At 73.7% G+C, this 24,286-nt stretch carries 18 protein-coding genes; 12 read left to right on the forward strand and 6 right to left on the reverse strand.

The window, feature by feature from the left end; genetic code table 11:
* Positions 1-174: 174 nt before the first annotated feature.
* Positions 175-468 carry a glutaredoxin 3 gene (grxC, locus tag WMF31_RS01780; protein ID WP_436600279.1) on the reverse strand — a complete coding sequence of 98 codons (294 nt, stop codon included), beginning with the start codon at positions 466-468 and terminating at the stop codon, positions 175-177.
* Between the two features lie 79 nt (positions 469-547).
* Between grxC and WMF31_RS01785 the strand changes: the two genes are divergently transcribed.
* From WMF31_RS01785 to WMF31_RS01800, 4 genes are all read left to right on the forward strand, one after another.
* Positions 548-3,160 carry an ATP-dependent Clp protease ATP-binding subunit gene (locus WMF31_RS01785; protein WP_436600280.1) on the forward strand — a complete coding sequence of 871 codons (2,613 nt, stop codon included), beginning with the start codon at positions 548-550 and terminating at the stop codon, positions 3,158-3,160.
* A gap of 321 nt (positions 3,161-3,481) precedes the next feature.
* Positions 3,482-3,790 carry a 50S ribosomal protein L21 gene (gene rplU / locus WMF31_RS01790; protein WP_436600281.1) on the forward strand — a complete coding sequence of 103 codons (309 nt, stop codon included), beginning with the start codon at positions 3,482-3,484 and terminating at the stop codon, positions 3,788-3,790.
* A gap of 14 nt (positions 3,791-3,804) precedes the next feature.
* The gene (gene rpmA, locus WMF31_RS01795; RefSeq protein ID WP_129354228.1) at positions 3,805-4,062 is read left to right on the forward strand and encodes a 50S ribosomal protein L27; all 258 of its coding nucleotides are present in this window, start codon (positions 3,805-3,807) and stop codon (positions 4,060-4,062) included.
* 93 nt (positions 4,063-4,155) lie between these two features.
* On the forward strand, positions 4,156-4,998 hold the full coding sequence (locus WMF31_RS01800; protein WP_436600282.1) for an HAD hydrolase family protein: 843 nt from the start codon (positions 4,156-4,158) through the stop codon (positions 4,996-4,998).
* Between the two features lie 91 nt (positions 4,999-5,089).
* On the opposite strand, the gene WMF31_RS01805 is transcribed toward WMF31_RS01800, so the two are convergent.
* Both WMF31_RS01805 and recD2 read right to left on the reverse strand, forming a co-directional pair.
* Positions 5,090-6,223 (reverse strand): tetratricopeptide repeat protein, encoded by a 1,134-nt coding sequence (locus WMF31_RS01805; RefSeq protein ID WP_436600283.1) that lies wholly within the window; start codon positions 6,221-6,223, stop codon positions 5,090-5,092.
* 368 nt (positions 6,224-6,591) lie between these two features.
* The gene (gene recD2, locus WMF31_RS01810; protein WP_436600284.1) at positions 6,592-9,039 is read right to left on the reverse strand and encodes an SF1B family DNA helicase RecD2; all 2,448 of its coding nucleotides are present in this window, start codon (positions 9,037-9,039) and stop codon (positions 6,592-6,594) included.
* Positions 9,040-9,281: 242 nt separating this feature from the next.
* Here recD2 and WMF31_RS01815 point away from each other — a divergent pair, with 242 nt between their 5' ends.
* Positions 9,282-10,523, forward strand: a complete 1,242-nt coding sequence (locus WMF31_RS01815) for a LysM peptidoglycan-binding domain-containing protein (protein WP_436600285.1) — start codon at positions 9,282-9,284, stop codon at positions 10,521-10,523.
* Positions 10,524-10,601: 78 nt separating this feature from the next.
* Here the strand turns inward: WMF31_RS01815 and WMF31_RS01820 are convergent, their stop codons facing one another.
* Positions 10,602-11,234, reverse strand: a complete 633-nt coding sequence (locus tag WMF31_RS01820; RefSeq protein WP_436600286.1) for an AMIN-like domain-containing (lipo)protein — start codon at positions 11,232-11,234, stop codon at positions 10,602-10,604.
* A 74-nt stretch (positions 11,235-11,308) separates the two neighbouring features.
* Positions 11,309-12,961: a serine/threonine-protein kinase gene (locus tag WMF31_RS01825; RefSeq protein WP_436600287.1), complete on the reverse strand. Its 1,653-nt coding sequence runs from the start codon at positions 12,959-12,961 to the stop codon at positions 11,309-11,311.
* A 507-nt stretch (positions 12,962-13,468) separates the two neighbouring features.
* On the opposite strand from WMF31_RS01825, the gene WMF31_RS01830 reads away from it, so the two are divergent.
* From WMF31_RS01830 to WMF31_RS01860, 7 genes are all read left to right on the forward strand, one after another.
* Entirely contained in the window at positions 13,469-15,061 is a 1,593-nt protein-coding gene (locus tag WMF31_RS01830) for an AgmX/PglI C-terminal domain-containing protein (RefSeq protein WP_436600288.1), read from the forward strand.
* 336 nt (positions 15,062-15,397) lie between these two features.
* Positions 15,398-16,315: an alpha/beta hydrolase gene (locus tag WMF31_RS01835; protein ID WP_436600289.1), complete on the forward strand. Its 918-nt coding sequence runs from the start codon at positions 15,398-15,400 to the stop codon at positions 16,313-16,315.
* Positions 16,316-16,384: 69 nt separating this feature from the next.
* Positions 16,385-19,462 carry a PEP/pyruvate-binding domain-containing protein gene (locus WMF31_RS01840; protein ID WP_436600290.1) on the forward strand — a complete coding sequence of 1,026 codons (3,078 nt, stop codon included), beginning with the start codon at positions 16,385-16,387 and terminating at the stop codon, positions 19,460-19,462.
* Positions 19,459-20,424, forward strand: a complete 966-nt coding sequence (locus WMF31_RS01845; RefSeq protein WP_436600291.1) for an RluA family pseudouridine synthase — start codon at positions 19,459-19,461, stop codon at positions 20,422-20,424. Before WMF31_RS01840 ends, WMF31_RS01845 begins: the two co-directional genes overlap by 4 nt.
* A gap of 163 nt (positions 20,425-20,587) precedes the next feature.
* Positions 20,588-21,337 carry a hypothetical protein gene (locus WMF31_RS01850; RefSeq protein ID WP_436600292.1) on the forward strand — a complete coding sequence of 250 codons (750 nt, stop codon included), beginning with the start codon at positions 20,588-20,590 and terminating at the stop codon, positions 21,335-21,337.
* Positions 21,338-21,565: 228 nt separating this feature from the next.
* A complete protein-coding gene (locus WMF31_RS01855; RefSeq protein ID WP_436600293.1) occupies positions 21,566-22,552 on the forward strand; it encodes a PfkB family carbohydrate kinase in 987 nt (328 codons plus the stop codon).
* A 131-nt stretch (positions 22,553-22,683) separates the two neighbouring features.
* Positions 22,684-23,337 carry a hypothetical protein gene (locus WMF31_RS01860; protein ID WP_436600294.1) on the forward strand — a complete coding sequence of 218 codons (654 nt, stop codon included), beginning with the start codon at positions 22,684-22,686 and terminating at the stop codon, positions 23,335-23,337.
* A gap of 37 nt (positions 23,338-23,374) precedes the next feature.
* Here the strand turns inward: WMF31_RS01860 and WMF31_RS01865 are convergent, their stop codons facing one another.
* Positions 23,375-24,265, reverse strand: a complete 891-nt coding sequence (locus tag WMF31_RS01865) for a 3-hydroxyacyl-CoA dehydrogenase family protein (protein WP_436606506.1) — start codon at positions 24,263-24,265, stop codon at positions 23,375-23,377.
* Positions 24,266-24,286 lie beyond the last annotated feature (21 nt).

Consider the following 24,286-nt stretch of genomic DNA (forward strand, 5'->3'; position numbering starts at 1 on the left):
GGCGGCTCAGGGGGCGGAGGAAGCCCAGGAGGCCCTATTGGACGAACCGTATCAAGAAAAGCTGCGCCCCGTCCCCGCGCCGGAGCTTATCACCTACCCGCGCCAGGGGGCAGCCTCGCCGGCCAGGGCCCTCGGGGCGCGCCGGCGCCTGTCCACACCGCACATGGACTGCCCTCAGCGCGGCAGGGCGGGCGCGTCCGCGCTCGGCGCTTCGCCGAGGAGCGCGTCGAGCTCGCCCTTCCTGTCCAGGGCCGCGAGCTCGCTGAACCCGCCGATGCTCTTCCCGTTGATGAAGATCTGGGGGACGGTCCGCTGCCCGGACGCCTCGACCAGCCAGACGCGGAGGTCGTCTCGCGCCTCCACGTTGATCTGGGTGAAGCGCGCCTGCTTCTGGGTCAGGAGGCGCTTCGCCATCGCGCAGTATCCGCAGTAGTCGGTGACGTAGAGGATAACTTCGGCTGCCTGCATGGAAATCCCGTCCTCTTTCCTTTATCGGGACGGCCAAAGATGCAAGCGCGCAGGCCGCGGCGTGCGGTAGGCTGCGCGCATGGCCGACAAAGAGGGGACGATTCACCTCGATCGCTATACGAGCGACGCGAAGCAGGTCGTCGCCGGCGCCCAGCAGATCGCGGACGAGCGCCAGCACACCGAGGTCACTCCGCTGCACCTGCTGACGCGGCTGATCGAGCGTGACCGGGGGGTGTCGGAGGTGTTCCGGCGGGCCGGGGCCGACCCGAACGAGGTGCTCCAGCTCGCCGAGAGCGCGTTGAAGAAGCTGCCCAGGTCGAGCAGCGGGGTGGCGTACGTGAGCCCTCGGCTGCTCGACCTCCTGGGGCGCGCCGAGCGGGAGGCGACGCGGGACAAGTCCGCGAACGTGGGCATCGAGCACCTGCTCCACGCGCTCGCCCAGGAGATCCGGGGGCCCGCGGGGGAGATCCTCTCCTCGTTCGGCATCGGCCCGGGGGCGTTCCGGCCGCACCTCGGGGCGCTGGAGGCCGCCTCGCGGGAGCCGCTGCCCGCGCTCGGGAGCGCCGCGGAGCCGGGGCAGCCCGCGCCCTACACCCGCGATCTCGTGGCCGACGCCCGGGAGGGGCGCTTCGACCCGGTGATCGGGCGCGACGTCGAGGCGCGCCGCCTGCTGCAGATCCTCGAGCGTCGGTTCAAGAACCACCCGCTCATCGTCGGCGAGCCCGGCGTGGGCAAGACCGCCCTCATCCGGGGCCTGGCCGACCGGATCGCCCACGGCGACGTGCCGACGAACCTGGCCGGCGCCCACCTCTACGAGCTCGACACCGGCGCGCTCGTCGCCGGGGCGAAGCTCCGCGGCGAGATCGAGCAGCGCCTCAAGGTCCTCGTGGACCGCCTGCGCGGCGAGCAGGACGCCGAGAGCATCCTCGTGGTCGAGGATCTCGACGCGCTCTTCGGCCAGGGCGTGCAGGGCGCGGGCGTCGGCGAGCTCCTGAAGCCGCTCCTGTCGCGCGGGGAGATCCGGATCGTCGCCACGACGACGCCCGAGGGCGTGCGCAAGATCAACGACCGCGACCCCGGGATCATCCGGCGCTTCTCGACCATCACCCTGGAGGCCCCGAGCATCGATCAGGCGACGGAGATCCTGCGGGGGATCGCGACGAAGTACGAGTCCCACCACCGCGTCCGGGTGGGCGAGAGCGCCATCGCGTCGGCCGTCGCGCTGGCGAAGCGGTACCTCTCGGATCGCGCGCTCCCCGACACGGCCGTGGACCTGCTCGACGAGACGTCCGCGCGCAAGCGGGTGGAGGTCGACGGGGTGCCGGCCGAGCTCGATACGCTGACCCGGCGCGTCGACGCGCTGCGCGCGCAGATCGCCGCGCTCGCCGACGACGACGACAAGCTCAGCGTCCAGACCCGCGCGCGCCTGGAGGCGGAGCTCGCGGAGATCGAGCCCAGGGCGCAGGCGATGCGCGCCCGCAACGCGTCGCGTCGCGGCGTCATCGCCGCGTGCCAGTCCATCCGCCGGGAGCTCGTCGCCGCGACGGAGGCCCTGAAGGTCGCCCAGCGCGACAAGGTGTTCGCCAAGATCGGCGAGCTCGAGCACGTCACGATCCCGGAGATCAAGCGGCGGCTCCAGGCGGCCGAGGAGGCCGCGCAGCGCGAGGGGATCGCGCCCGCCTCGAACGTCGTCAGCGAGTCGGACGTGGCCGCCACGCTCAACGAGTGGACCGGCATCCCCGTGGCCAAGATGCTCGAGGGCGAGGCCGAGAAGCTCCTCAAGATGGAGGAGCGGCTCGCCCTGCGCGTGGTGGGGCAGGACGAGGCGGTGCGCGCGATCGCGAAGGCGGTGCGCCGCGGCCGCGTCGGCCTGCGCGACCCGGGCAAGCCGATCGGCTCGTTCCTGTTCCTCGGCCCGAGCGGCGTGGGCAAGACGGAGCTCGCGAAGGCGCTCGCGGAGTTCCTGTTCGACGACGAGCAGGCGCTGACGCGCATGGACATGAGCGAGTTCATGGAGCGCCACATGGCCCAGCGCCTGATCGGCGCGCCCCCGGGCTACGCGGACAGCGAGCAGGGCGGCTTCCTGACCGAGGCGGCCCGGCGCAGGCCGTACAGCGTGCTGCTGTTCGACGAGGTCGAGAAGGCGCACGCGGACGTGTTCAACCTGCTGCTCCAGATCCTGGACGACGGCCGGCTCACGGACGGCCGGGGTCGGCTGGCCGATTTCTCGAACACGGTCGTCATCATGACCTCGAACATCGGATCCAAGCGCGTGCTCGAGACCGACGCGAAGCTCTGGTCGACGGAGGACGGCCGCGAGGCGATCCGCGACGTGTTGCTGGAAGAGCTGCGCGGGTTCTTCCGCCCCGAGTTCCTGAACCGCATCGACGACATCGTGGTCTTCAAGGCGCTCAGCAAGGAGGATCTCCGGGGCATCGTGGACATCCAGCTCCGCCGCCTCGAGCGGCTGCTCACGGACAAGGAGATCCGCCTCTCGCTCACGGACGCCGCCAAGGCCCGGCTCGTCGAGCTCGGCTACGAGCCGAGCCTTGGCGCTCGCCCGCTGAAGCGGGCCATCCTGCGCGAGCTCCAGAACCCGCTCGCCGAGACCATCCTGGCCGGCGGCTACCAGGCCGGCCAGACCATGCAGGTCGACGTGTCGGACGACAGGTTCGTCTTCACCAAGGCGTGAACGCGGGAGCTCGGGACGGGAACGCGGGAGCTCGAGGGGAGAGTGGAAGGAAGGGAGGCGCAGCGGTAGCGACCGCGCAATCGGTCGTGGCCGGTCGTGGCCGCTCGTGGCCGCGGCCTGGCCGTTGCGCCGCGGATCCAGCGGGATCTCCATCTCCGGGCGAAGAACCCGGCCCCGACGCTGCGAAGCACTTGCCAAGCTGCTCAGGGTCCGTATACTGCCGCTCCCTCGCTCACCGGGCCCCTTGTGGGCCGTTACGCGGCGTTCACCACGCGGCGTCAGGTGAGGGATTCGCGGTCCCCAGGTTGAGGAAGACGCACCATGTACGCGGTCATCAAGACGGGCGGCAAGCAGTATCGGGTCGCCGAAGGTCAGAAGCTCCGGGTCGAGAAGCTCGCCGGCAATGCCGGTGACAAGATCACCTTCGGCGAGGTGCTCCTTGTCGGCGGAGACACCCCCAAGATCGGCAGGCCCCTCGTGAGCGGCGCCTCCGTCGCCGCCGAGATTACCGGGCAGGACCGCGGCAAGAAGATCGTGGTCTTCAAGTTCAAGCGCCGGAAGAACTACCGCCGCAAGAACGGCCATCGCCAGCCGTACACCGAGCTCAAGATCACCGGCATCACCGCCTAGCAGGAGAAGTAGACATGGCTCACAAAAAGGGCGGCGGCTCCTCCAGGAACGGCCGCGATTCGAACGCGCAGCGCCGCGGGGTGAAGGTGTATGCCGGGGCGCCCGTGCGTGCGGGCAACATCCTGGTCCGGCAGGTCGGCTCGTCGATTCATGCCGGCGAGAACGTCGGCACCGGCCGCGACTTCACGCTCTTCGCCCTCGTGGATGGCGTCGTGAAGTACGAGTGGAAGTCCAATACCAAGAAGCAGGTGTCGGTCTACCCGGCTTCCTGATCCTCGCCTCGGAGATGGCCTCCGGATCCTCGGGATCCGGGCCATCGTGTCCCTTTTGCCGCGTCTGCAGCGCTCGCAGTCCGTCCAAGCGCGGTGACCACGTACAAGCTCCTCGCCGTTGACGTCGATGGAACGCTCCTCCGTCGAGACGGCTCCATCCATCACGAAGATCTACGCGCCATCCGGCGGCTCCAGGCCGCCGGCGTCCCGGTGTCGATCGCGACCGGGCGCCTGTACTCGGGGACGCGCGACGTCGCGCGGCAGATCGGCGTGATCGGCCCCATCGCGTGCGTCGACGGCAGCCACATCGTGCACACCGAGGGCGACGCGCACCTGTACTCGCGGACGATCTTCGGCGCCGACGCGGCCCTCCTGCGCTCGGTCATCGAGCGGCACGCGATGGCCTGCTTCCTGTTCGCGCAGGACAGCATCGTCCACGACGCGTCCGGCGTGCCCCACGTCCACTACGTCCGCACCTGGTCCAGCGCCATCGCCGAGGTCGAGCGTGTCCTGTCGCACCCGTACTGGGAGCACGACCACGGCCTGCTCGCGCTGGTGGCGATCGGGACCGAGCGGCAGATCACGGCCGCCGTCGAGGAGATCCGGTCCGAGCTCGGTCACGTGGCCTTCGTCGCCTCGTTCCCCGTCGCGCGCGATCCGCGCGCCAGCATCTTCGCGATGCTGGTCCGCGCCGCGGGGCCCACCAAGGGGACGGCGATCGCGTGGCTGGCGGAGCACCACGGATGCTCGCCGTCGGACGTGGTCGTCGTCGGCGACTGGCTCAACGACGTGCCGATGTTCGAGGTCGCCGGGCGCTCCTTTGCCATGGGGCAGGCACCCGAGAGCGTGAAGCTGGCGGCGACGGACCACCTGGAAGCCGACGGCTCGCTCGGCGGCGGCATCGCCGAGGCCATCCGCCGCGCGTTCGGTCACTGATCTCCGAGGCGCCCGCGCGCAGCGCAAGCGCTGGAAGGATGCGCTCAGGCGCGGGGGCGGCGTCTGCGCCCACCGCGCCCCGCGTGTGAGGTCAGGCCTTGCGCTGCGCCGGCTGGGCTGCCGCGGCGAGCTGCTGCTGCTGCTGCTGCAGGTACTGAGCGACGGCGCGCGAGCGCTCGATGGCGAACTGCTTTACTTCCTTGCTCGGAGAGCCGGCGAGCGCGTTCAGCAGCTTCGTCACCTTCTCGAGCTGGCGCGACTGGAAGAGCGCCTCGAAGTAGTTGTTCGCCAGGCGCACGTCGCGGCTCATCTTCGCCTCGTGCGGCTGGAGCAGGCGAACCACGGCCTCGAGGTCGTTCTTCTGCCCGTACAGCGCCGACAGGCAGAGCAGCGCCAGCGGGTCGTCCGGGTTCAGGTCGACGGCCTTCTTCGCGTACTCGATCGCCTTGTCCCGCGTCTCCTCGTTGCCCGCGAAGAAGCCCTGGATCGCGATGTACGGCGCGGCCGTCTTCTTGTCGGCCGCGAGCTTCTCCATCTCGGAGATCGCGCTCGCCTCGTCGCCGCGCTGCTTCAGGTACTGGAAGAGGTACGCCCACGCGTCGATGCAGCCCGCGTCGATCGCGATCGCCTTGTCGATGAACTCGCGCTCCTTCGCGTCGTCCTTGCGCGCCTGGTACAGCTTCGCCAGGTGCAGCGAGGGGTAGGGGTTGTCCTTGAGCAGGTTCTGCGCGCCCTTGAGCGTCCCCTCGGCCTTGTCGTGCTTGTCCTGGGAGAGCTGCGCGATGCCGAGCGCGAGCCAGTCGTCGCCCGTGCCGCCCTTCGCCACGACCTTCGAGAGCACCTGCTCGGCGCGCTGCAGCCGGTTGTGCTTGAGGAGCTCCTGCGCGTAGATGCGCCCGCGGTTCAGGTCATCGGGCTGCTCGGTCCAGTGCTTCTCGAGGCCCGCTAGGAGGTCCTCCAGGCCGATCGCGATGGGACGCCCCTGCTCGTCCTGCACCTGCACCGCAGGGCCGTTGAAGCCGAGGAGCTGCCACATCTGATCGAGGGTCACGGCCGCGGGGCCCTTCTCGAGCATCCCCTTCAGCTCATCGGTCGGCTTGTTCATGGGGATGACGATGAGCGCGTTGCCCGGAACTCCGTTCGGAAACGCGCTCACGGGCGCGACGATCGCCGCCCCTCCGGTGATGTTGAGCCCACCCGCCTGCTGCTGTCCGTTGGTCGTCATCGTCGATGCTCCGAGATCTTTCCCCCACGCGCGCCGAGGGGCAGGAAACGCCCAGCCTCGCCCCGGTACCCTGCGCGCTGGAATGAGGGCAGTCGTTCGTGTAGAGGGGGCGCGAACGCTAGCAGGGTGGGCCCAGCCCGGCAACGGGGGAGCTCTCAGCGCGCGGGCTCTGGCTCCGCCTGTTGCGCTCGCCGTGCTCCTCGTGCTCCTCGCGCTCCACGCGAGCCGCGCCGCCCCCTGCGTGCCCGTGGCCGTGGATCCGGCGCGCGCCTCCTCGCCGCGCGCGATCGTGGGATCGTGATCGTGCCTGTCGTCGTCGTTGTCGTTGTCTCGGACGCCCATGTCGCTCGCCCTCTCGGGCCGCCGTCCTAGTCGAGTCGCGGGCCGGCGGCGAGGGCCGCCTTGGGCTCGCGCACGGACCCGACGTGCGCCGGCGCCGCGCCGCGCAACCGCTCGGCGAGGTGCGTGCGACGGTCCTCCCGCCGGGTCTCCGCCAGCGCCAGCGACACCGCCCGCGGGTCCGCGACGAGCACAACGAGCCGCTTGCCGCGCGTGACCGCCGTGTAGATGAGGTTCCTCGACAGCATGACGAAGTGCTGGGTGAGGATCGGCACGATCACGGCCGGGTACTCGCTCCCCTGGCTCTTGTGGATGCTCGTCGCGTAGGCGAGCGTCAGCTCGTCGAGCTCCGCCTCCTCGTAGCTGACCTCGCGATCGTCGAAGCGGACCAGGAGCTTCCGGTCCTCCACGTTGACGTCCGCGATGAACCCGACGTCGCCGTTGTACACCTCGCGGTCGTAGTCGTTGCGGAGCTGCATCACCTTGTCGCCGAGCCGCAGCGTGCGCGCGCCGCGCGTCACGCTCGGGCCCTCGGGGTTGAGCGCCGCCTGGAGCCGCGCGTTCAGGGCGATCGCGCCCGCCTCGCCCTTGTGCATCGGCGTCAGCACCTGCACGTCCCGCCGCGGATCGAGCCCGAACCCCTTGGCGATGCGCTCGGTGACGAGGTGGAGGATCAGCTCCGCCGCCGCCTCGGCCTCGGTCCGCTCGATGACGTAGAACTCGCCGCCGGGCCCGCGCGCGCCCTCCGGCGGCTCGCCGTCGTGGATGCGGTGCGCGTTGCGGACGATGAGGCTGCCCTCGGCCTGCCGGAAGATCTGCGTGAGCCGCACCGTGGGCACCTCGCCCGAGGCGATCACGTCCCGCAGCACCGCGCCCGGCCCGACCGACGGGAGCTGATCGACGTCGCCGACCAGCACGAGCCGCGCGGCGTCGGCCGTGGCCTGCAGGAGCGCGTCGGCCAGCGCGAGGTCGAGCATCGACGCCTCGTCGACCACGATCGCCGCCGCCTCGATCGGCCGGCCCCGCTGGCGCCCGAACTTGCGTTGCTTCGGATCGAACTCCAGGAGCCGGTGGAGGGTGACGGCCTCGCGCCCGGTCGCCTCGCTCATCCGCTTGGCGGCGCGGCCCGTGGGCGCGGCGAGCCGGACCGGCAGCCGGGCGCGATCGAAGAGCGCGAGGATGGCCCGGACGATGGTCGTCTTGCCCACGCCCGGGCCGCCCGTGATGACGAGCACCTTGTTCCGCGCGGCCTGCTCCACGGCCGCCCGCTGCGCCGGCGCCAGCGAGACCTTCGTCTTCTCCTCGAAGGCGGCGAGCGCCGCGCCGACGCCCTCCGCGAGGCGGGCCGCGTCCGAGGCGTCGTCCTCGCCGCCCGCCAGCATCGAGCGCAGCCGGCGCGCCAGCCGCACCTCGGCCTCGTGGAGGTCCTTCGGGTAGACGGCCACCTCGCCGGTCGACAGCTCCTCGATGCGCACGTGGCCGCTCGCCGCGAGCGCGTCGATCGCGCCGTCGACCTCGGCGGCGTCGCGCTCGAGCATCGTCGCGGCGAGCGCCGCGAGCTCCGCCCGCTCCGCGAGCGTGTGCCCGCGGGTGGACAGGTCGACGAGCGTCTGCAGCACGCCCGCCTGCGCCCGCTCCGGCGAGTCCGCCCGGACGCCGATCGAGCGCGCGATCCGGTCGGCGGTCTTGAACCCGATGCCCCACACGTCGAGCGCGAGCCGGTACGGCGAGCGGGAGACGATGTCGATGGCGTGGGGGCCGAACCGCCTGTAGATGCGGCTCGCGAGCGCCGGGGACGCGCCGTGCGCCTGGAGGAAGATCATGATGGCCCCGATCGCGCGCTGCGCCGCCCACGCCTTCGCGACGGCCTGCGCCCTCCGCTGGCCGAGCCCCGGGACCTCGGCGAGCCGCTCCGGCGACCGATCGAGGATCTCCAGCGTCTCGGCGCCGAACGCCTCCACGATCCGCTTCGCGTAGGCGGGGCCGATGCCCGGCACCATGCCGGAGCCGAGGTAGCGCTCGAGCCCGTCGAGCGTGGCGGGCGCGATCGGCAGCAGCGTCTCGACCTTGAGCTGCTCGCCGTGCCGGGGATCCCGCTCGTACCGCCCGGTCGCCCGCACGCGCGTGCCGGGACAGACCTGCGGGAACACGCCGACCCAGACCTCGGGCACGGCGCCGGGCGTGACCTCCACCCGCAGCACCCGGAAGCCGCTCGACTCGCTCTCGTAGGTGACCCGGACGACCTCGCCCTCGATCGTCGCGGTCCCGTCGCCGGCCACCTCCCTGGCCGAGAAGAGCTTCTGCTGGCCCCCGCCGCCCGCCTGGCGTTCGCCGCTACCCGCCGGACGCTCGCCGCCGTCGTGCGGGCGCGGCTCGCCGTCCGGCGCCGGCCGTGGCGCCGGCGCGGCTGCCCCCCGGGCCCCGCCGCCTCCCGGGGCCGCCCGATCGGGGCGGCCGCTCCGCTGGGACCGTTGCACGAGGGCAGCATGTAGCTGCCCGCGCGCCGGCGGCAACGTCCTCGTGCGCGGCGAGGGGCAGCGTCTTCTACCCGCGTTGCCGGCCGGAGCGCAGCCGCGTCGCCGGCCGGAGCGCACCTGCGTTGCCGGCCGGAGCGCGGCCGCGCCGGGCGTCCCGGCGCTGAACAGGTGTCCTGAGGCGCGCGGGCGTCCGCGGGGCCGCGGTTGGCGCGACATCCGCGGGTCGGTATAGTGCGCGCCCGATGGGCCGCAGCAGCTTCGTTTCCGTCATCTGCGCCCTCGTCTTCGCAGGCTGTGTCGCCAAGGCGCCGGAGGCGGCGCGAGCCAAGGAAGGCCTGCTGCGCGCCGCCGCCTCGGTCTCCGTGGAGCAGCGCGGCGCCGCGCCGGCGGCCGCGCCCGGGGCTCCGGAGGAGGACGCCGCGGGCGTCCACGAGGCCGAGGAGGAGGACGACGAGGTCGATGACGGCCCGGAGCTGCCGGCAGAGCCGGGCGCCGGCACGGCGGCGCGCTCGCCGCTCGCGGCGATGACCGAGGCCCAGATCGAGGAGCTGCTCCTCAAGGATCCGGCGGCGCTCGGGCCGATGTCGGTGGGCCCCACCAACGCGGGCGCGCTGTTCAACGCGATCCGGATGCCCGAGGGCGAGCGGTGGGAGCTCGTCGATCCGAACCACGCCTGGGGGACGCGCGAGACGGTCGACGCGCTGGAGCGGGCGATCGCGGAGGTGCACCGGCAATTCCCGGGCAGCCCGAAGCTCTACATCGGCCACATCAGCGCGCGGGACGGGGGCTATCTCTCCCCGCACAAGAGCCATCAGGCCGGCCGCGACGTCGACATCAGCTATTTCCTCGACGCGCAGCACCGCTGGTACCAGCGGGCCACGGCCGCGAACCTCGACCGGGAGCGCACCTGGGCGTTCGTCCGGGCGCTCATCACCGAGACCGACGTGGAGCTCATCCTCATCGACAGCAGCGTGCAGCGGCTGCTCAAGGAGCACGCGCTCAAGATCGGCGAGGACAAGGCCTGGCTCGACGACATCTTCCAGTTCGGGTCGAGGAAGCCGCGCCCGCTCATCCGTCATGCCCGGGGGCATGCGAGCCACATCCACATCCGGTTCTACAACCCCATCGCGCAGGAATCGGCCGCGCGCGCGTATCCGCTGCTCGTGAAGCACAAAGCGATCAAGCCGAGGACCTACTACGTGCGTCACCGGGTGAAGAAGGGGCAGACCCTGGGCTGGCTCGCCCGGCGGTACGGCACCACCGTGGAGGCGATCAAGCGGGCCAACGGGCTGCGATCCTCGTTGATCCAGGCGCGGCGCGTCTACAACATCCCGCGGCGAGGCGGGCCGGCCGCCCCGCAGGCGTTGCACCACATCACGGTGCCCGCGAGGCGGTTGCCCCCGCCCAGGGCAGCGGACGCATCGTTGCCGGAGCGCCACAGGCCCGTGCGTCCCGGCGAGGCCGGGCCGGGGCTCGGCGGCTGAGCGGCGGCGCGCGCGCCGTGGCCTCGCCCACCTGGACGCGGCGCGCTGGCGATGCGCCGGAGCCCGCCCGGCGGGCCGTCAGCGCTTCACGTCGATCACGAGCCGCGCGGGCCGGGTCAGCTCGAGCACGCGGTACCTGTTCGGCGACGAGACGCCGACGACCCACGTCACCTCACCCTCGAAGTCGCACGTGCGCTCGAGCTCCTCGATCACGCCGAGCGAGAGCTTGCGCTCGCGGAACGGGATCGTCGCTCGCCCGGCCTCCGTGTGCGCCGCGGCGGGGGTCATGCGCACCGCGAGCCAGCCGTCGCCGGCGACCTCGGTCACCTCGCCCGAGCCGCACTGCCGCACCGGCCGGTCGACGTACTCGACATGGTAGCCAGGGAGCGCGTCCCCCTCGAACTCGAAGACGACGCGGTCGTAGTGCTCGTGCCCGGCCGCCCGGACATCGCGCAAGACCGAGGGCTTCGCGTCCGGGCGCGGCTTGTCGGTGACACCCGCGGTGCCCTCGAACGTGTCCGCGCCCGCCGCGTCCACCTGCTTCGGCGGCCGCGGCGTGAGCGGCACGTCGTCCGCGACCGGCTCGGGGGCGCGCGTGTCGATCGGCGTGACGTGCGGGATGGGCTGGGCGGGCTCGCTGCCGGCGCCGCCCCGGCAACCCGCGGCGAGCGACACGGTCGTGGCTGCGAGCAGCAGGTCCGCGGTTCTCATGAGGCCCCTTCCATGGATCCACGGCGGCCGCGCGTCCACCTCGTCCACGGCGACGCGCGACGCGCCGGCCGTCGTCACCACGCGCCGTGCGCGCACTTCCCCCTCCGCGCGGCGCGCTGCGCGGCCGCGGCCGGGAGGGCCTCGAGCTTCGCCGAGGCGATCTCGTCCTCGGGGCGCACGACCAGCAGCGTCGGGTTGAAGCCGGGCTTGGTCAGCTCGAGCCGGTGCTCGGCCCGTCCGTCGGCGCCCTGCAGGACGAGGCGGCACGGCGTCGCCAGGCAGACCTCCGTGCCGCGATCGGCGACACGAGCGCCCGGCGGAGCGCTCTCGATCCTCACGATCCTGAACTCGGCCGGGCCGGGCGCTCGCGGCCGGGCGGGCGCGGCGCTCGCCACGAGGTCGGACCTGCCGTGCGCGGGGGCGCTCGCGACGTCCGGTCCGCGCGCGCGCCCGCCGAGCGTCAGCACGAGGCCGCCGCCGACGACCGCCGCGGCGACCGCCACGATCACGATGTAGAGAGACAAGGGCCGGTGGCGGGGAGGGGAGACAGCGCCGCCCAGGGTCGGAGGGAAAAGGGGAGGAGCGAGCGAGTCGAGCGTCGTTGGCTGGGGCGACGCACCCGACTCGTTCAGCGGCGTCGCGAGGGCAGAGAGGCGCATCCCGGAGGAGCCCGGCGGGACGGAAGCCGGCGCGCCGCAGGGCTGCGGTGTGGGCAGGAGGTCGAAGATCGACGCGCGCGCGACCTCGATCGGCTCGTCTGCCGCGCGCGCGACCTCGATCGGCTCGTCTGCTGCGCGCGCGACCTCGATCGGCTCGCCTGCCGCGCGCGCGACCTCGATCGGCTCGCCCGCCGCGCGCTTGAGCGCGGTGAGGCACTCCCGCATCGACTGAAAGCGCCTGTCCGGGCTCTTCTCGAGACACCGCATCACGATCGCCTCCATCGCCGGTGACACGAGCACGCCCGGAGCGCGGCCGGCGAGCGGCGGCGGCGGCTCGCTCACGTGGGCCATGAGGGTCGCGGTGGGCGTCTTCCTGTCGAACGGCACCTCGCCGCAGAGCATCTCGTAGAGCAGGACGCCGAGCGCATAGATGTCTGCGCGCGGCGAGAGCTCGTTGCCCATCGCCTGCTCCGGCGCGGCGTACTTGGGAGACCCGATGAACAGGCCCTTCTGGGTCAGGTCGTCCTCTTGCCCGGAGATGTCTTTGACCAGGCCGAAGTCGAGCACCTTGACGAAATCCTCCTCGTCACCCCGGTCGACGAGGAGCACATTGCTCGGCTTGAGATCCCGGTGCACGAGGTCGAGGCCGTGCGCCTCGGCCAGGGAGCGGCAGATCTGCCGCGCGATCCGGCTCGCGCGCGCCTCGGTGAGCGGGCCCTCGTCATGGAGCACCCGGTGGAGCGTGCGCCCGGCGATGTACTCCATGGCGATGAAGTAGATACCGAGTGGACCGTCCCTGCCATAATCGAAGACGGTGACCGAGTTCGGGTGGGTGAGCCGCGCCGCGGTCGCCGCCTCGCGAGAGAAACGCCGGAAGAACTCCGGATCCTGCTCGCGGCGCTCGTCGGGACACAGGAGCTTGAGAGCGCAGAGTCTGCCCAGCGCGGATTGCTCTGCCCTGTAGACCTTGCCCATACCTCCGCGCGCGATCAGCGAGATAATCCGATATCGGCCGGCGAGCGTCGCGCCGATGAGCGGGTCATGACCGCTGCTCCTGGTTGCAGCCATGTCGTCACTATATGCCCGAGGATGGTCGCACGGCTACCCCAACCCCTGTGTCCAGGCCGATTGCAGTGTGACGAATTCGCCGCGCAGATCGCTTCGTCCTGCGCTATGCGTGGTCGATATCTTGCTGTGCTGAAGCGGAGTCCTCTGGCCGCATCTCCGGAGCGGTTCCGCGCCGTGAACCAGGGGACGCCAGAACGTTGCGATCCGGTTTCACGGGTGCTCCGCGCCTGCGCCCTCTCTCCTGCTCGAGCGCGGGGGGACGTCGCCCTGCGCGCCGGAGCTCCCGCCGAAAATCGCGGCCCGGGTGCGGAACCTGGGGCGGGTCGCGCTGTCGATCCCGGGCGTGGACGCGAGGCTCCGCGCGCACAGAGCGCGGCGGTGCTCGCCGCGTGTGCGCCGGGAGCGCGGGCGGCCGCGGGCTCTCGAGCGCTCGCTCCATTCAGGCCGCTCGCGCGCGAGCAGGGAAAGGGCTGGTCTCAGATGGACACGTTCAAGGTGGCTCCGAGCATGGCATCCTCGAATCCGTTTCTTGGCAACCTGCCCTTCAGCCCGTATCCGGCCTGCGACCCCGGGGTGCCCGAGGACGCGCCGGAGGGCTCGTACACCTACGCGCTGGTCAAGAGCGCGCCCGACGTGCCCGTCGAGGAGTGCGAGACCGACGCGATGTCCGTCGAGGTGCTCGTCCGGTGGGGCAACAGCCTGCTTCACCTCGCGCACCTGACCCCGCCGCGCGCCTTCTATGTGGGCGAGGACGACGCCCCGGCCGGCGCGTGCGACGTCTTCGTGCCGGCCGCGCGGCTCGGCGCGGCGAGGGCGCCGCTCGTGCTCGTCGGGGACGGCGGCGAGGTGAGCGCGGTCATCCCGGAGGGCGCGTCGGGCTCGATCCAGATCGGCAACTGCAGGATGACGATCGCGCAGGCGATCTCGTCGGGGCGCGCCGTGCCCTGCGCGGAGCTCGCCGGGGCGCGGCAGATCGAGCTCCCGCTCGGCGCGCGCGCGACGCTCGAGCTCGGCGACTTCGAGGTCGAGGTGGCGGTCGGCAGGGCGGGCCGGCGCGTCGCGGGCAACGTGAGCGTCGACCGGCGCAGCCTGCCGTTCGCCGCGCTCTCGACGGCGCTCCACGTCGGCCTGCTCGCGACCATGGCCGCGCTGATGCCGCCGATGGCGATGGCCGACGAGGGCGGCGTGACCTCGGAGCAGGCCTACCTGATGGCGCAGGCGCTCGAGGCCCTCGCGGAGAGGGAGCTGCCCGAGGCGAAGCAGGAAACGGAGGCGAGCCGCCCGGGCGAGCGGGAAGGCGGCACGGGCGCGGCGGCGGTGGGCGAGTCGGGCAAGGCCGGGAGCACGACCAGCCAGAAGACCGGCGGACGCTGGGAGATCGAGGGGCCGAAGGACAACCGCGACGTGCGGATCTCGCGGGCGCAGGCGCTGGAGGATGCGGCGCGCTTCGGCATGATCGGCGTGCTCCAGGCGGGCATGGGCGGCGATCCGAACGCGCTCACGGCGCCCTGGAGCGGCGTCGACACGCTCGGCAACGGCTCGAAGAGCGCGCTCGGCACCCTGTGGGACGCGACCCTCGGCGAGTCGGGCGGCGCGGGCGGGCTCGGGCTGACCGGCATCGGCGAGGGCGGCGGCGGCCGCTTCCTGGGCGTCGGTATGGGGGCGATCGGCACCATCGGCCGCGGCAACGGCCTCGGCGACGGGCAGGGGTTCGGCCCTGGCCACGGCGGATCGGGCTTCGTCGGCGGCCCCGGCCACAAGCCGAGCGCCCCGCGCATGCGGGTCGGGTCGCCTTCGGTGTCGGGCCGGCTCCCGCCCGAGGTCATCCAGCGCATCGTGCGCCAGAACTTCGGTCGCTTCCGGCTCTGCTACGAGAGCGGGCTGCGCAGCAGCCCGAACCTTACCGGACGCGTCTCGGTCGCGTTCGTGATCGGCCGTGACGGTGCGGTGTCGAGCGTCCAGAACGGCGGCTCCGACCTGCCGGACAGCGGCATTGTCGCCTGCGTGGTGCGAGCGTTCTACGGGCTGTCGTTCCCCCCGCCGGACGCCGGCGTCGTGACCGTGAGCTATCCAATCCTCTTCAGCCCTTCCGGCGGGTGACAGCAGCCCTTCCAGCGGGGGATAGCGCTACGGCGGGAAGTCGGGCCGAGAGGCGAACCGGCATGACGCCAAGGGCGCCAAGATGCCAGGGAAGTAGAAGGGGAAAATGGCGGGACAACCCTTCCCCTCTCTTCTTGGCGTCGTTGGCGCCATGGCGGTTCTTCTGCTGATCCGGGGCAACTTCCCGCGGTCGTGATAGCAGCCCTTCCAGCGGGCGATCCGTCCTCACTGCGATAGACATCGAGGGCGTCGTCTCCGCCCCTGACATGCTCTATCGTCCTCGCATGATTGCCCTCTCCCGTCTCCTGAGCTCGTGGGTGGAGCGCGGCTGACCCCGTGCGCCCCGCGCCCCCCGCGCCCCCCTCGCTCACGCGCCGGCGCGCGCTGCTCGGCCTCGCCGCGCTCGCCGCGCCCGCCTGCCGGCGCAGCGGTCCGCCGCCGACCGCGGCGGCCGCCTGGAAGGAGCTCGCGTTCGAGCCGGCCTCGGCGGGCGAAGGCCCGCAGCGCGCCCTGCTCCTCGCGCCCGAGGGCGCGGCGACGCTGCCGATGCTCGTCGCGCTGCACGGGCGCGGGGAGGCGGTGCGCGGCCTCGAGGTCGGCGCGCGCGGGTGGCGCGACGATTATCGCCTCGACGCGGCGCTCGCGCGGATCCTCTCGCCGCCGCTCACGCCCGACGATCTCGGGCAGATGGTGACGCCCGGGCGGCTCGCGCAGCTCAACGCCTCGCTGAAGGAGCACCCCTACCGCGGGCTGTGCATCGCGACGCCGTTCACGCCCGACCTCCGCGACCGATCCGTCGCGGGGGCCGCGGACTTCGGGCGGTTCGTCGTCGAGCGGCTCCTGCCGCGGGCGCGCGCCGAGAGCGGCTGCCAGGCGGCCCGGGAGGCGACCGGGATCGACGGCGTGAGCCTCGGCGGCCGCCTCGCGCTGCTCGTGGGCCTGTCGCACCCGGACGTCTTCGGCGCGGTGGGCGCGCTCCAGCCCGCGGTGCGGGCGGACGAGGCGGAGATGTTCTCCGCGCTCGCGCGCCGGGCCATGGAGCGCCGCGCGGTCGCGCTGCGGCTCGTGTCGAGCGAGGCCGATCCGTTCCTGCCCGCCATCCAGGCGCTCAGCGACAGGCTGCGCCGAGACGGCGTGGCCCACGAGCTGCTCATTGCGCCCGGACCGCACGACTATGCCTGGAATCGCGGCCCCGGCGGCGTCGAAATGGTGCTCTGGCACGAGCGCGTGCAGCGGGGGTTGCGCCCGCCGTGAGCGCGGCGGGTCGGGCGTCACAAGGCCCTGACCCACGCCGCCGAACCGTGTTAACTCCTCGGCAACGACGTGGCCGACCCGACCCGCATCGCCCGCGCCGACGGCGCGCCCGACCCGCCCGCCGTGCGCGAGTGGCTGAAGCCGCTCGAGCGCGCCGGCCAGCGCCGGAGCACGAGCTCGCGGCGCGTCGGCGGCAAGGCGGCCTCGCTCGGCCGCCTGCTCCGCGACGGCTTCCCGGTGCCGCGCGGCTGGGTGCTCGACGCGCGGTGCTTCACCGAGCTCGTGGACCGGCAGCTGCCGAGGGGGCACGACGTCGCGACGCTGATCCGGCTGGCGGGCACCAAGGTGGGCGTCGACCGGGCGGCGCGGGCGCGCGATCGCATCCTGAGCGAGCCGTTGCCCGAGGCGCTCTCGGCCGCGCTGCGGGCGCTCTGGCAGGCCGTCGAGCCCGAGGCGCCCTGGGGGCTCGCGGTGCGGTCGAGCGCGACGTGCGAGGACTCCGACGAGATGTCGATGGCGGGGCTCGCCACGTCCGTGCTCGGCGCGCGCGGCGAGGACGAGCTCGGCGCGGCGATCCGGCAGGTCTGGGCGAGCGCGTTCCTGCCGCGCGCGCTCGCGTACCTCGCGCGCGCCGGCGTCCGCGACATCGCGATGGGCGTCGTGCTGCAGGTCATGGTGCGCGCCGAGGCCGCGGGCGTGCTCTTCACCGCGCCCCCGCCCGGGCTCGAGGGGGAGCACTGGCGCGCCGGCGAGCGGCTCGTGAACGCCACGCTCGGCCTCGGCGCGCCGGTCGTCGACGGCGCCGTGACGGCGGACACCATCCGCATCGCGCGCGCCGGCGGCCAGGTCGTCGCGTCGGCGGTCGCGCAGAAGCGGCGGGCGCTCGTCGTGGGCCCGCGGGGGCTCGAGGAGGTCGCGGTCCCCGGGCAGCGCGCCGACCAGCCGGCGCTCAGCGAGGCCGCGCTGCGGCTGCTCGCCGAGCTCGCCGAGCGGCTCGAGCAGGGGGGCAAGGGCCCGCTCGACGTGGAGTTCGCGGTGGAGGGGGACGACTCCGGCCACCTGGCCGGCGGCGCGGTGTCGGCGGCCGAAGGCGCGGTGTCCGGGGCCGAAGGCGCGGTGTCGGCGGCCGAAGGCGCGGCCTCGCCAGCGGGCGGCGCGCTGTTGCCGGCCAGCGGCGCGGGCGCGCCGCGGGTGTGGCTGCTCCAGGTGCGCCCGGTGAGCGGCGGCGGCTTCCCCGAGGGGGGCGACGCCGAGACGATCTGGTCGCGCGCCAACGTCAGCGAGGCGCTCCCCGGGGCGGCGACGCCGCTCACCTGGTCGGTGGCCCGGGCGTTCTCGGACCGCGGTTTCCGCGAGGCGTTCGCCGCGCTCGGCTGCCGCGTGCCGCGCGGCGCGCGCCTCGTGGCCAACGTGCACGGGCGCTTCTACCTGAACCTCTCCGCCTTCATGCAGATCGCGGCGCAGGTGCCGGGGCTGTCGCCGAGGGCGCTGCTCGGCATGAGCGGCGGGGCGAGCGAGCCGCTCATCGCGCGGCTCTCGGCGCAGAGCGCGGGCGTCTCGCGGCGCGGCTTCTACGCGCGGCTGCCGTTCACGGGGCCGCGGCTCCTCCTGCGGCAGGCGCGGCTCGAGCGCGAGGTCGCGGCGTTCGAGGGCGAGGCGCTCTGGGCGCAGCGCGCGCTCTCGGAGCTCGACATGACGCTGCTGCCGGACGACGCCATCGGCACGACGCTGCGCAGCGTGTACCTGCTGCTAGAGCGGACCGGGGCGCTGATGCTGCACTGCGCGTCGGCGTCGCTCGCGAGCCACCTCGCGCTGACCAGGGCGCTGCAGCGGGTCACGCGCCGCCGCGCGTCCGCGCGGTCGGCGTCGGGGGAGGCGCCCCTCGACGAGCCGGCCGGGCGCTCGGACGCCAGCATCGAGCACCTGGCGCAGGCGCTGGCGGGCGGCGTGCGCGAGCTCGACAGCGCGGGGCCGGGCATCGAGCTCGCGCGGGTGGCCGAGCTCGTGATGCAGGACCGGGTGTCGCGCGAGCGGCTGCTCGCCGGCGAGGTGAGGTGGCCGCGCGACCTGCCCGAGGGGCCGGCGCGCGACGCGCTCGCGCGGTTCCTCGACGCGTACGGCGACCGCGCCGTGCGCGAGGCGGAGCTCGCGACGCCCCGCTGGCGGGAGGACCCGTCCCCGGTCATCGCGATGCTCACGGCGTCGCTGCGCGGGGCGCCCGGCGATCCCGAGCGCGCGCTGGCGCGGGCGCGCGCGCTCGCCGATCGGGAGATGGCGGTGCTGGAGATGCGCGTGCCGCGGGCGGAGCTCGCGCTGGTGCGCGTGCTGGTCGGCCGGGCGCAGCGCTACACGCGCCTGCGCGAGCGGATGCGCACGTGGGTGACCCGCGTGCTCGGCATGATGCGCAAGGTGGCGCTCGACATCGACCGACGGCTCCGGCGCATCGAGCCCTCGCTCGCGCCGGGCAGCGTCTTCTTCTGCACCTACGAGGAGCTCGCGTCGGCGCTCTCCAGCGGCCGCGCGGAGCTCGGCCACGTGGTGCGGCTGCGCCGCGCCGAGCACGTGCGCGACGCCGCGCGCCCCGATCCTCCGCCCACGTTCATCGGCCGGCCGCCGCCCGTCGTGCTGCCGCCGGCGTCGGGGATGCGCCTGCTCGGCTTGCCGGCGAGCGCCGGGGTCGTGGAGGGGCGCGCCCGCGTGATCGAGCCGGGCGCGCCGGCGCTCGACGCGGTCGAGCCGGGCGAGGTCCTGGTCGCGCGCACGACGGACGTCGGCCTGTCGCCGCTGTTCCTGGTGGCGGCCGCCGTGGTGACCGAGCTCGGCGGCCCGATGTCGCACGCGTCGATCGTCGCGCGGGAGTACGGCATCCCCGCGGTGGTGAACGTGCCCGGCGTGACGCTGGCGATCAAGACGGGCGACCGGCTGCGGATCGACGGTGATCGCGGCGTGGTCGAGCGCCTGGAGGAGCGCGCCGCGCCGCCAGCGCCGCAGGACGATGGGAGCGGGCAGGCTGGCAGGGCCGGGGAGGCTGACGGTTCCGGGCAGGTTGACGGTTCCGGGCAGGTTGACGAGGCCAGGCAGGACGGCAGGGCCGGGCAGGGCGCCGCGGTCGAGGGCGCGACGCCGGCCGTCGCGCCGGACGAATGACGGCTGCGCGGTGGCGTGTCGGGCCGGGCGACGGCCCCACGGTGGCCGATGTCCTGGAGCGCAGGGCCACGTCGGTGGCGGGCGCGGAGGGTACGGCGGGCATGGCGGGCGCGGCGGCGGAGGGGCGCGCCTTCCTGAACGGACGACGGGCGCGGCCGGGCGACGCGGTGGCGCCAGGCGATGAGCTCGCGGTCTGGCCCGCGCGGCGCGAAGCGCCGGGCGCGCCGCCCGTGGAGGTGCTGGCGCGCTGGGGGGAGATCCTGGTCGCGTCGAAGCCGGCCGCGCTGCCGACCGAGCCGGAGCGCCGGGGTACGCGGTCGCTCGTCACGGAGGTCGCGGAGCTGCTCGGCTCGCCCGCGCTGCCCCACGCGGCTTCCCGGCTCGACGTGGGCGTGAGCGGGGTGGTGCTGTGCGCGACGGGGCCGCGGGGCCAGCGGCACCTCGCGGCGATGCGCGAGGCCGGGCGCATCGCGCGGGTCTACGTCGGCGTCGCCGCGGGGCGCGTCGAGGGGGCGGGCACGTGGGACGCGCCGATCGGCGCGGCGCGGGCGCGGGGCGGGCGCAGCTTGCCCGCGGTGGGCGGCGCCGGGGCGAAGGATGCGGCGACGCGTTACCGGGCGATCGCCTCGGCGGGCGGTGGGGCCGCGGTGGCGACGCTGCTGCGGCTGGAGCCGGTGACGGGGCGCATGCACCAGCTCCGGGTGCACGCCGCGCACGCGGGCGCGCCGCTCCTCGGCGATCGCGATCATGGGGGCGCGCGCGCGGTGACCACCGCGACGGGCCGCGTGCTGCCGCTCGCGCGCATCGCGCTGCATGCCGTGGAGGTCTCGGTGCCGGACGAGCGCGGCCGGACGCGCGCCGTGGTCGCGCCGGTGCCGGAGGAGCTCCGCGAGCTCTGGGCGGCGCTCGGGGGCGACGGCTCGGCGTGGGACCAGGCGCTCGCTGCGACGGCGGGGGTCTAGAGAGCCGCAGAGGAGAACCGCGTGCGGCAGGGCCCGAGAGGCCCGTGGCCTGGCTGCGCAGCCGCGCGCATGCCCGGCCGAGGCCTCGACGGCGGCGGCTCGGCGTGGGAAGAGCGGCTCTTGTCGAGGCGGCCTCGCCGCCCGAGAGGGAGCCTTGCTCGCGATGACCCTGCGCCACCCGCTTGCCCGTACCGCCCTCGCGGCCCTCACCGGCGTCGCGCTCGCCGCTGCCGGCGTGGCTGCGCTGGCAGAGCCCCCGAGGCCTCCGCCCCGCGCGGGGTATGCGCCGGACCCCGCGGCGCTGCCCAGCGCGAAGCACTGGGTTTTCGAGGTGCTGCACACGAAGGGGAAGAGCTCGATCACGCGCGCGCGGCCCGTGGTGCTCGCCAGGCCTGCGGCGACGGCGCGCCTGATGGGCCGGTTCGCGATCGAGCTCTACGTGGGCACGGAGCTGCTCGATCGGATCCGCTTCGACGTGCCGCTGACCGGCGACGCGCCCGAGAGGTCATCCGGCGTGCTGCGGCGCCGGCCGACGTTCGACGAGGGGGTGACGACGCGGCTGCGCGTGCAGATGGCGGACAACCCGCGCGCGAGCTGGGCCAAGCTGGTGGACCGGAAGACGGGCGTGGAGCAGCGCTTCCTGTGGCCGCCGGAGCCGGACGGCCGGCTCCTTTCCTTCGACGCGCGGCGCCCGGCGGCGCTCGACGGGGGCACGCCCGCGGATGCCGGGGGACCGCCTGCGGACGCGGGAAAGCCGCCCGCGGATGCCGGGTGGCCGCCTGCGGACGCGGGAAGGCCGCCTGCGGACGCGGGAAAGCCGCCTGCGGATGCCGGGTGGCCACCCGCGGATGCCGGGTGGCCGTCGGTGGATGCAGGGTGGACCCTGGACGCGGGGCGGCCGCGGGGGAAGTAGCGCGGCGAACACCCTCTCCCTGGGCTCACGCAACAGGGGAACCGGGGAGGGACCTGGCCAAAGCACCCGCGATGGACTGGCCAACGCGGCTCCGGGCTCCATGGGATGGACGTTGCGAGCGGCCCGAGCCTGGGAGAGCGAGCGAGGCGTGCTGCGGTGTCTCGAGCGGGCTCGACCCACGGAGCGGGGCGCGCAGCGGCTCGTCAGGCACAGCGAAGGGGGAAGGACATGGCCCACCCGGATATCCTGCTCATCGGGCATGTCACCTGCGATCTGTCGAGCGCCGATCCGCAAAGCGATCACCGCCTCGGTGGCACCGTCAGCTTCGCGGCGGTCACGGCGGTGCGGCTCGGCCGCGCCCCCACGATCATCACACGCGCCGCCCCCTCGACGGATCTGTCCGGGCTCCCGGCAGAGGCGGAGGTGAGGGTCCTGCCGTCGCCGACCACGACGACCTTCGCCAACGTCTACACCGAGCAGGGTCGGGTTCAAACCTGCTATGCGCGGGCGCTGCCGATCACGGCCAACGACATCGACGGCCCGCTGCGCAGGCCGCGGGCGGTGCTGCTGGGCCCGCTCGTCAACGAGATCGGCCCGGACGTGGCGGGCATCTTCGATGATACGACGCTCGTCGTCGCGGTGCCGCAGGGGTGGATGCGGCGGTGGGACGACACGGGGCGTGTCTACAGCAAGCGATGGGACGATGTCGCCGAGGTCCTCCCGTTCGTGGACGTGCTCGTGCTGTCGCAGGAGGACATCGATCACGACCTGAGCCGCCTCGAGCCGTTCTTCGAGCATGTGCCGCTCGTCGTGCTCACCGAGTCCCGGGACGGGAGCACGCTCTATCGGCGCCTCGGCCGCGGGGCGATCGTGGAGACGAAGGTCCCTCCTCGTGAGGCCCAGGAGATCGACCCCACCGGAGCAGGCGATATCTTCGCGACGGCGTTCATGATCCGGCTCCAGGAGACCGGCGATCCGGTCCAGTCGGCGCGCTTCGCCAACGTCACGGCCTCGTTCGGCGTCGAGCGCGTGGGCATGGCCGGGATCCCGAGCCGCGAGGAGGTCCTCGCGTACATGCGGGAGCACCCCTTCCCGGCGACGGGGGATCGTGTCGCGCGGGCGCATCGAGCGGCGCACGCCATGGCCCCTCGGGGTCGCCTCCGCGACGGACCGGCGTGGCGGCGCTCCCTGCCGGGGGCGCGCGGCCGCCCGTGATGTCGCGAGCTCCCGCAGCAGGGGCCGAGGGGGGCTCCCTGCCGCCACCGGGCTGCCTCCGGCGTGCGCCGGCGGCTGGCGCGCGCTGCAACGTTTCCCCTCCGCGCCGCGGCTGCGGTACGCTGGCGCGCATGCAGGACCGCCCGCTCGCCAGCATCGCATCGTTCGCCCTCGCCGCCGTCGTCTTCGCGGCGCCGGCCGCTGCCCAGCAACCGTCCGAGGCCCCGGAGGCCACCCCGGCCCCTGCCGATTCCGCGTCAGCGCGCAAGGATCCCGAGGGGCAGACCGGCATCAGCCCGTACATGGAGCACGTGGTGAGGGGCCAGGCGTCGTTCGTGGCGCGCGACATCCCTGGCGCGATCGCGGCGTTCCAGGAGGCGATCAAGCAGGATCCCACGAGGATGCTCGGCTTCTATCGCCTTGGCGAGGCGATGCTCGAGTCGGGCAACGCGGCCGAGGCGGAGGCGGCCTGGACGACGGCGCTCAGCAAGAAGGGCGCGGACGAGCTCCACGCCAAGGTGCTGTTTTGCCTCGCGGATCTGCGCGAGCGCCAGAAGAGCTGGCAGGCGGCGCGGGAGGCGTGGGGCGCGTACGGCGCGTACCTGACCAGCAATCCCAAGGCGGGCGGCTATCCCGGGACCGCGACCGAGCGGCAGAAGCAGATCGACCGGCGGGTGAAGGACGAGAAGGACTACGCCGCCGTCAAGGAGCGCATCGTCCAGCGCGAGGCCGAGCGCCAGAAAGAGGCCGAGGAGAACGCCAAGAAGGACAAGCGGAACCGCTAGCCCCTGCGCCCGCCGCTGCCCGCGCGCGCCGGTGCGCTCACCGCCCCCTGCGCAAGCCGTCGCCCACCGGCTGGGGCCCAGCCTCGGTCCACCGGTAGAACCCCTCGCCCGTCTTCTTCCCGAGCCGCCCCGCGCGCACCATCTGCCGCAGGATCACCGGCGGCCGGAACTGCTCCCCGACCTCCCGGTGCAGGTGCTCCAGGATCGCGAGCCGCACGTCCAGCCCCACGAGGTCGGTCAGCTTGAGCGGGCCCATCGGGTGCCGGTACCCGAGCTCCATCGCGCGATCGATGTCGACCGCCGACGCCACCCCGGCCTCCAGCATCCGCATCGCCTCGGCGCCGAGCGCGACGCCCAGGCGGCTCGTCGCGAAGCCGGGCGTGTCGCTCACCACGATCGGCGTCTTGCCCAGGCGCCTCGCCACCGAGAGCGCCGCCGTCACCGTCGCCTCGTCCGTCTCGAGGCCCTGCACGACCTCGAGCAGCTCCATCACCGGCGGCGGGTTGAAGAAGTGCAGGCCGACCGTGCGCGCGCCCGCGCCGAGCCGGCGGCCGAGCTCCGTGATGCTCAGGCTCGACGTGTTCGACCCGAACAGCGCCCGCTCCGGCGCCGCCGCCTTCACCCGGCCGAGCACCTCCACCTTGAGGTCCATCTGCTCGGGCACCGCCTCGATCACCAGATCGACGTCGGCCGCCGCGCGCGCGAGATCCGGCGCCGCGACCAGCATGCCGATCATCTCGCTGCGCGCCTCGTTGAGCATCCTGCCCTTCTGCACGAGGCGATCGGTCGTGCGCTTGATGTCCTCGATCGCCGCCTTGATCCGCGCGGCGTCGACGTCGTGGAGCCGGGTCACGTAGCCGGCGACCGCCGTGACCTGCGCGATCCCCTGGCCCATGGTGCCCGCGCCGAGCACGAGCACCGTGCGCATCCGCGCGGCGGCCGAGCCCTC

Origin of the sequence: Sorangium sp. So ce1036 (genome assembly GCF_051369805.1) — a bacterium.
GTDB classification, from domain to species: Bacteria; Myxococcota_A; Polyangia; order Polyangiales; family Polyangiaceae; genus Sorangium; species Sorangium cellulosum_F.

What these genes read in the sequence shown, in the direction of transcription:
- WMF31_RS01860 (WP_436600294.1), top strand. Translation starts at nt 22,684, where the DNA reads ATGCAGGACCGCCCGCTCGCCAGCATCGCATCGTTCGCCCTCGCCGCC.
- WMF31_RS01865 (WP_436606506.1), bottom strand. Translation starts at nt 24,265, where the DNA reads ATGCGCACGGTGCTCGTGCTCGGCGCGGGCACCATGGGCCAGGGGATC.
- WMF31_RS01830 (WP_436600288.1), top strand. Translation starts at nt 13,469, where the DNA reads ATGGCATCCTCGAATCCGTTTCTTGGCAACCTGCCCTTCAGCCCGTAT.
- WMF31_RS01825 (WP_436600287.1), bottom strand. Translation starts at nt 12,961, where the DNA reads ATGGCTGCAACCAGGAGCAGCGGTCATGACCCGCTCATCGGCGCGACG.
- WMF31_RS01805 (WP_436600283.1), bottom strand. Translation starts at nt 6,223, where the DNA reads ATGACGACCAACGGACAGCAGCAGGCGGGTGGGCTCAACATCACCGGA.
- WMF31_RS01855 (WP_436600293.1), top strand. Translation starts at nt 21,566, where the DNA reads ATGGCCCACCCGGATATCCTGCTCATCGGGCATGTCACCTGCGATCTG.
- rplU (WP_436600281.1), top strand. Translation starts at nt 3,482, where the DNA reads ATGTACGCGGTCATCAAGACGGGCGGCAAGCAGTATCGGGTCGCCGAA.
- grxC (WP_436600279.1), bottom strand. Translation starts at nt 468, where the DNA reads ATGCAGGCAGCCGAAGTTATCCTCTACGTCACCGACTACTGCGGATAC.
- WMF31_RS01850 (WP_436600292.1), top strand. Translation starts at nt 20,588, where the DNA reads ATGACCCTGCGCCACCCGCTTGCCCGTACCGCCCTCGCGGCCCTCACC.
- WMF31_RS01820 (WP_436600286.1), bottom strand. Translation starts at nt 11,234, where the DNA reads ATGAGAACCGCGGACCTGCTGCTCGCAGCCACGACCGTGTCGCTCGCC.
- rpmA (WP_129354228.1), top strand. Translation starts at nt 3,805, where the DNA reads ATGGCTCACAAAAAGGGCGGCGGCTCCTCCAGGAACGGCCGCGATTCG.
- WMF31_RS01815 (WP_436600285.1), top strand. Translation starts at nt 9,282, where the DNA reads ATGGGCCGCAGCAGCTTCGTTTCCGTCATCTGCGCCCTCGTCTTCGCA.
- WMF31_RS01845 (WP_436600291.1), top strand. Translation starts at nt 19,459, where the DNA reads ATGACGGCTGCGCGGTGGCGTGTCGGGCCGGGCGACGGCCCCACGGTG.
- WMF31_RS01785 (WP_436600280.1), top strand. Translation starts at nt 548, where the DNA reads ATGGCCGACAAAGAGGGGACGATTCACCTCGATCGCTATACGAGCGAC.